At 68.2% G+C, this 5,651-nt stretch carries 3 protein-coding genes; all 3 read left to right on the top strand.

Features of this window, described 5'->3' with window-relative positions; genetic code table 11:
* Positions 1-107: 107 nt before the first annotated feature.
* Positions 108-1,151 (top strand): substrate-binding domain-containing protein, encoded by a 1,044-nt coding sequence (locus ACFTZL_RS40070; RefSeq protein WP_382594027.1) that lies wholly within the window; start codon positions 108-110, stop codon positions 1,149-1,151.
* A gap of 153 nt (positions 1,152-1,304) precedes the next feature.
* Complete coding sequence (locus ACFTZL_RS40065) at positions 1,305-3,290, top strand: carbohydrate binding domain-containing protein (RefSeq protein WP_382594024.1); 1,986 nt, start codon at positions 1,305-1,307, stop codon at positions 3,288-3,290.
* A 34-nt stretch (positions 3,291-3,324) separates the two neighbouring features.
* Positions 3,325-5,651, top strand: a 2,327-nt coding sequence (locus ACFTZL_RS40060; protein WP_382594020.1) for an RICIN domain-containing protein, incomplete at its 3' end; no start/stop codon positions are given.

Genomic DNA, 5,651 nt, shown 5'->3' with positions numbered 1-5,651 from the left:
GGGCACCGGCGCCCGCCCCTCACCTCTCCATAGCCGACATATCGAACTCAATGTCATTCGATCGAATGATAGATTTCCCTATGTTGGGCAACCAGGGGAGGGGCGCCATGTCCGCTGCCGCCGACAGGCGCAGAGAGGGGATCCTCACAGCGCTCCAGAGCCTGGGGACGATCCGGGTGACGGATCTGGCACAACACCTGAACATGCCGGCGGTCACGCTGCGCCGGGACGTGGCGGCACTCGCGGAAGCCGGTCTTGTCAGCCGGTCCCATGGCTCCGTCTCCCTGCCGACCAGGGAGGCGGGAGGGCCGGCTCTCGGCCTGCTCGTGCCGACGGTGGGCCAGTACTTCGGAGAGGTGATCGCTGGTGCGCGCGCTGCCGCCGGAGCCGCGGGCGCCCACCTGACGCTCGGGATCTCCTCCTATCAAGCCGAAGCCGACCGCGCCCAGGTGGAGCAACTGCTCGCCACGGGGGTCGCGGGGTTGCTGCTCGTTCCCAACTGGATGCCGTCCCGGTCGGCGGACGACCTGCTCTGGGTCGGTGAACTGCCGGTCCCGGCCGTCCTGGTCGAACGCCAGGCACCGCACGGAACCCCTCTCGCCGAGCTGGACTGCGTCGGCTCCAACCACCACCACGGTGTGTTCATCGCCCTGAGGCACTTGGCCGCGCTCGGTCACGCGCGGATCGTCCTGGCCGCTCGCAAGGACACCTGGACAGCCCTGAAGGTGCGCGGCGCGTACGCCGAAAGCTGCGCGCTCCTCGGACTGCCGGCCGAGCCGGTGATCGACATCGACGACCCCGCCGTGCATTCCGAGGACGTCGCCCGGCAGATCGTCGAAGCCGTTGAAAGCGGGGTGCGAGGCGTGCTCGTCCACAATGACCAGGACGCCCTTCAACTGTCCCCGTTGCTGCGCGACAAGGGCCTGCGGATTCCCGAGGACATCGCGCTGATCAGCTACGACGATGTGGTCGCCGCCCTAGGTGCCCCACCCTTGACCGCTGTCTCGCCGCCGAGGCACGCCGTGGGCGCCGCGGCCGTCGAGCTGATCCTGCGCCGGCTCAAGAGTGACTCGGCGCTGCCCGTCCACCATCTCGGCCTCCTGCCGGAGTTGAAGGTCCGAGCTTCCTGCGGCGGTGCACCGAGCACGTGAGCCTGTCTGCCCCACCCTCGTCGAGCCAGATCGCGTAACCGCGATCATTCGCTCAATGTTCGGTCTATTGATACGAACATGTTGACTCGCTCAAATGCTCTGCCTACGGTGCGACACGGGCCCCTCACTCCTCCCCGATCCGGGAGTCCGACCATGCTCCTGCCTGCCGTACTCAGACGCGCCGTACTCGTACCGCTGACCGCCCTGATCCTCGCTCTCCAGAGCCTTCTCCCGGCCGTGGCGGCGACTCCCGCCACCTGGTACCTCGACTGCTCGGCATCCCACAACGGCACCGGGCGCCACGCCAGCCCCTGGAACAGCCTGGCGACAGCCAACGCCCATCTGTTCCGGCCCGGTGACCAGTTACTGCTCAAGCGCGGCGCCACCTGTAAGGGCACTCTCAAGCCGCGAGGCTCCGGCACGGACGGCGCGCCCATCACCCTCGCCGGCTACGGCGCGGGCCGCGGCCGCCCCGTCGTCTCGGGCGACGCCGCCACCACCGAGAAGGCCGCGGTCCACCTCCACAACGTGGAGCAGTGGGAGATCCGCGGCCTGGAGATCACCTTCCCCGACAGCTCCACCGCCAGGCGCGAGCGCAACGGCCTCCTGGTCGAGATCGCCGACCTCCCGGACGGCGTCGGCACCCACTACGTGGTCGACGACGTCTCCGTGCACCACGTCGACGGCGACGCCACCAAGTGGTCCAACGGCATCCAGTTCCGCGTCTCCGGCACCTCGAGGCCGACCAACTTCGACGATGTCCTGGTGCAGAACTCCCGGATCACCGCCGTAGACCGGGAAGGCCTCACCAACCGCACCACCTGGATGTGCAGGCCGATCTACGGCTCCGGCGACGGCTGCGGATCCACCGTCAACTGGCGTGCCAACACCGGGATCGTCTTCCGTGGCAACAGCGTCAGCAACACCGGCGGCGACGGCATCGTGGTCCGCGCCTCCAGCCACGCCCTGGTCGAGCGCAACACCGTCCACGACATCGCGATGCGCCCCATGGGCTCCAACGTCGGTATCTGGACCATCAACAGCGATGACACCCTCATCCAGCACAACGAGGTCCACCACGTACGCAAGCTCCCCGGCAACGGCGACGGCCAGGCATTCGACTCCGACTACGGAAACAACCGGGCCGTGTTCCAGTACAACCACAGCCACGACAACGAGGGCGGTTTCATGCTCTTCTGCGGCGGCTGCGGAACAGGCTCCAGCAGTCACGGCACCGTCGTCCGGTACAACCTCAGCCGCTCCGACAAGAGTCGTGTCCTCGACGTCACCAAGGACGACAACGCCCGGGTCTACAACAACACCGTCTATCTCCCCGCAGGGTCCCGCACTGCCGTCGTCCATCAACGGGCGGCCACCACCAACATGGTGCTGAGCGGCAACGTCTTCTACAACCTCGGCTCCGGCGGCTACTCCGGACCGAGGTACACGCCCTCCGACTTCCTCTGGAACGGCAACACCTTCTACGGCAACCACCCGGCCAACGAGCCTGTCGACGCAGCCAGGAACACAGCGGACCCGAAGATCAAGAACCCCGGTGGCACGAGGCCCGACGACTACCGGCTGACCCCCGGCTCCCCGGCGCTCAGCGCAGGAGGACCGGTCGCGGCGGGCGCCACCGAGGACTACTTCGGATCACCCGCCCCAGGAGTCTGCCGCCCCGACGCGGGGTTCCACCAACTGAGCGGCTTCGACGACGACGACTGCCCGGCCCCCGACCTCGCCATCGACACCGGATTCGAATCGGGCACCCTCGCTGCCTGGTCCCCCTACGGGGGCGTCGGCGTCGTCACGACGCACACACACAGCGGACTCCACGCCGTACGAGTCGGTCCGGCTCAGGCCGCCGTCGAACAGGTCGTCCAGCTCAAGCCCCACACCACGTACCGGTTGAGCGGGTACGGAAAGGTCTCGTCCGCCGGCACCCAAGTCTCGCTCGGGGCCAAGGGATACGACAGCGCCGGCTCCTCCACCCGCCATGTCTTCACCCGCACCTCCTACACCAGAGGTTCCACCACGTTCACCACCGGTGCCACTTCCGACACCGCCAAGATCTACTGCTACGCGCGCTCGGGCACCGGCAACGGGTACTGCGACGACATCACCCTCATGGAGAACTAGCCGCCCCCCAGGTCAGGTTGGAGACCCATCCGCCATGCACACGGCTCAGCGAACAAGAAGCCGCAAAGCTCCCTGGATCCGGGCCGTCACCGGTCTGATCGTCTGCTACGCACTCCTCTTCAGCGGGAACACCATGCCGGCCGCCACCGCGGCCCTCGCCTCGACGGAGATCACTCTCGACGGGGACAGTGCCGGACGAACCTTCGACGGCATCGGGGCGATCAGCGGCGGTGGTGGCAACTCCCGCCTGCTGCGCGACTACCCCGAGCCGCAACGGTCACAGATACTCGACCACCTCTTCAAGCCGGGCCACGGCGCGGCCCTCCAGATGCTCAAGGTGGAGATCGGCGGTGACACCAACTCCACCGACGGTGCCGAGAGCAGTCACCAGCACACCCGGGACACCGTCAACTGCGCCGCGGGATACGAATGGTGGCTGATGAAGGAGGCCAAGCAGCGCAATCCGTCGGTCAAGCTCTACGCCCTGTCCTGGGGCGCGCCCGGTTGGATCGGCAACGGCGACTTCTGGTCCCGGGACATGATCGAGTACCTGATGAACTGGCTCGACTGCGCCCGGCAGCACGATCTGTCCATCGACTACCTCGGTGGCTGGAACGAGCGTGAGTACGACGCCGCCTGGTACAAGGACCTGGCAGCCACGCTCAGAGCGGAGGGCCACACCACCACCAAGGTGGTCGGCGCGGACGACAACTGGGACATCGCCACCAGCATGCGTGCCGACAGCTCCCTCGAGGACGCCGTCGACATCATCGGCGCTCACTACCCGTGCGGGTACCGGTCCCCGATGACCAGCTGCGCCACCACCACCGACGCGCTGGCCACCGGCAAGCAACTGTGGGCCGGCGAAAGCGGCTCCGACGACGCCAACGCCGGAGCACCGGCCATCGCACGCGGCATCAACCGCGGGTACCTGGACGCCAGGATGACCGGCTTCCTCAACTGGCCGCTGGTCGCCTCCCTCTACCAGAACCTGCACTACAACACCATGGGCCTCGTCATCGCCGACCAGCCCTGGTCCGGGGCGTACAGCGTCGGACGCAGCACCTGGGCCACCGCACACACCACGCAGTTCACCCGGCCCGGTTGGAAGTACCTGGACACCGCGTCCGGCTATCTGGGCGGCAACCGCGCCCACGGCAGCCATGTCAGCTACCGGGCGGCGGACAAGTCGGCATGGAGCACCGTCTTCGAGACCATGGACGCCACCGCCCCGCAGAACGTGATCCTCAGGACGGCCGGCGGCCTGCCGGGCGGCGCGCTACGCGTCTGGTCCACCGACCTCTCGGACCGCACCACCACCAGCCACCTGGTGCGCGGCGGCGACCTCACCCCCAGGGCCGGGGCCTACACCCTCACCCTCCGGCCCGGCCGGATCTACACCGTCACCACGACCACCGGCCAGGGCTCGGGAACCGGGACCGGTCCGATCCGCTCACCGCTCCCGCTGCCTTACGCGGACAGCCTCGCAGGCACCGGGCCGGGCCAAGAGGCGCGCCTCTTCTCCACCATGAACGGCGCCTTCGAGACGGCGCCCTGCGCCGGCGGGCGTGCCGGCCGGTGCCTGAGGCAGCAGTCCCCGCTCTCCCCGATCCGCTGGACCGACGAAGCGAGCAATCACCCGTACACCCTGATGGGAGGACTTCACTGGGCGGACTACACGGTCGGTTCGGACGTCCTGCTGGAAGAGCCGGGCACCATCGAGATCCTCGGCCGCGTCGGCACCCAGCGCCGCAACAACAAGGGACTGAACGCCTATCACCTGCGCCTGTCCGACACCGGCCGCTGGTCGCTGCAGAAGACCGACAGGAACTGGAACTTCACCACTCTTGCCGACGGCAGGATCGCGCCCCCCGGCACCGGCACATGGCACCACCTCGCCCTCACCTTCGAGGGCGACACCATCACCGCGCGCATCGACGGCACCAAGGTCGGCACCGCCAGGGACGGCAGCTACGGCGCCGGTCAGATCGGGCTCGGCACGGGCGGCTACCACGGCGCACAGTTCAGCAGGCTGAAGGTCACCCCCGGTTCCGATGCCGCCCTCAACGGCACCTACACCCTGGTCAACGCCAACAGCGGCAAGGTGCTCGACGCCTACGCCCGGGGTACGGCCGACGGTACCCCTGTCGTCCAGTGGGATGCCCACGGCGGCACCAACCAGCGGTGGCGCCTGACCTCGACCGGTGACGGGTACTACACGATCACCGGCGTCGCCGGCGGAAAGGTCCTGGCCGTCTCCGGGAACTCGGTTCTGCCCGAAGCGCCGCTCAACTTGTCGACCGGCGACAAGAGTTCTGGTCAGCAGTGGCTGGTGGCACGGTCCGACTCCGGTGGTTTCGT

It is taken from the genome of Streptomyces sp. NPDC056948, from assembly GCF_042674225.1.
GTDB classification, from domain to species: domain Bacteria; phylum Actinomycetota; class Actinomycetes; order Streptomycetales; family Streptomycetaceae; genus Streptomyces; species Streptomyces purpurascens.
The sequence above is the reverse complement of the archived record's forward strand: the minus strand, read 5'-3'. Positions and strand labels throughout refer to the sequence as shown.

Bases quoted from the DNA above. Each gene is read 5' to 3' on its own strand.
- ACFTZL_RS40070 (WP_382594027.1), top strand. From the start codon at position 108: ATGTCCGCTGCCGCCGACAGGCGCAGAGAGGGGATCCTCACAGCGCTC.
- ACFTZL_RS40065 (WP_382594024.1), top strand. From the start codon at position 1,305: ATGCTCCTGCCTGCCGTACTCAGACGCGCCGTACTCGTACCGCTGACC.